Raw genomic sequence first — 1,423 nt, forward strand, 5'->3', positions numbered from 1 at the left:
GTGCGTTGGCTGACCCGTTCCCGGCATGTGCCTGACCCCCGACTTGCCTCGGGCAGCTGCTTCCCTGGCTGCTGTCTGCCTCTGACGGGGTCGACGGGAACAAAGGCTCGATCATCCGGTTTGGAACCATCCCGTTAAGCACAGGACGAAAGTGCAGCCTGGCGGATGAGATACGGCAGCCGGATTGCTCATGGCTGCTTCGATCTGCATTCGGCAGCCGAGACTGAGCCCAAATGCCTGCAGGAGACTTCGTATGAGCGAAGCACGACACAGCGAAGGCAATGAGGTGACTTCGATTGCGGGCACGTCGCCCTTCGCCAGTTTTTTCATGGCTGGCTTTGAGTGCTCGTCGCACCGGCGCAAGGACGGCGTCCGCCTCGATCTTATCCGTGCGACCTCGCACTATTTGCACGCCCTGGGCGACTACCGCCGTTGCGCCGAACTCGGTCTTCGTACCGTCCGCGACGGGTTGCGCTGGCACCTCATCGAAACCGCTCCTGGAAACTATGACTGGTCAAGCTGGACGCCGATGGTCGAAGCAGCGCAATCGGCAGGTGTCCAGGTCATCTGGGACATCTTCCACTACGGCTGTCCAGACCACGTTGATCAAGGGGCGATGCATTTCATCGATGCCTATGCCTCGTTCGCTGCAGAAGCTGTGAGGGTTCATCGTTCAATCGCCGGTACAGCGCCTTTGTTGTGCCCGATCAACGAAATCTCGTTTTTCGCCTGGGCTGTTGAGGTTGGCTATTTCCCGCGCGTTGGCCCGAAGAAGCGGGGATGGTTCAAGAGGCACCTCGTGAGAGCTGCAATAGCTGGCGTTCGCGCGATGCGCGAGGTCGATCCCGCTTGCAGATTTGTCTGGGCCGAGCCGCTTATCCACATTGCCCCTCGCGACCGGACGCGGACCGAACGGCGTCGGGCCGAAAATGCCCGTCTCGGACAGTTCGAAGCTTACGACATGCTGCTGGGCCGGGCAGAGCCCGAGTTGGGGGGCAGCGACGATGTTGTCGATGTCGTTGGCCTGAATTTCTATCCGCACAATCAGTGGTACCTCAACGGGCCGACGATTCCCATGGGGCACCACGAGTACCGTGCCCTATCCGAGATGCTGATCGAGGTCGCGCATCGATATGGCAAGTCGATGTTCATCGCCGAGACCGGCTCCGAGGGATCAGGCGGGGCGGCGTGGCTCCATTATGTCTGCGACGAGGTGCGTGCCGCAATTGACCTCGAAGCGCCGATCGAAGGTATTTGCCTATCCCCGATAACCGCCTATCCGGGCTGGGACAATTCGCGGCATGCGGAGGTGGGATTGTTTTCGGTCGTCCAGGCGGACGGCAGTCGGCACGTCCGCAAGCCCATCGCGCAGGAATTGGCCCGCCAGCGAGCTTTGTTCGCGGCGAACCTGACGCGTTAATAC

The 1,423-nt window shown here is 60.8% G+C and carries 1 protein-coding gene; it reads left to right on the forward strand.

All coding sequences use genetic code 11. The features are described 5' to 3' along the window. The first annotated feature begins 190 nt into the window (after positions 1 to 190). Positions 191 to 1,420 (forward strand): beta-glucosidase, encoded by a 1,230-nt coding sequence (locus EOA22_RS33480; RefSeq protein ID WP_245478755.1) that lies wholly within the window; start codon positions 191 to 193, stop codon positions 1,418 to 1,420. Positions 1,421 to 1,423 lie beyond the last annotated feature (3 nt).

It is taken from the genome of Mesorhizobium sp. M7A.F.Ca.US.014.04.1.1, assembly GCF_003998745.1.
Classification (GTDB): Bacteria; Pseudomonadota; Alphaproteobacteria; order Rhizobiales; family Rhizobiaceae; genus Mesorhizobium; species Mesorhizobium ciceri.

Coding starts and splice junctions, on each gene's coding strand:
- EOA22_RS33480 (WP_245478755.1), top strand. CDS start 191: ATGGCTGCTTCGATCTGCATTCGGCAGCCGAGACTGAGCCCAAATGCC.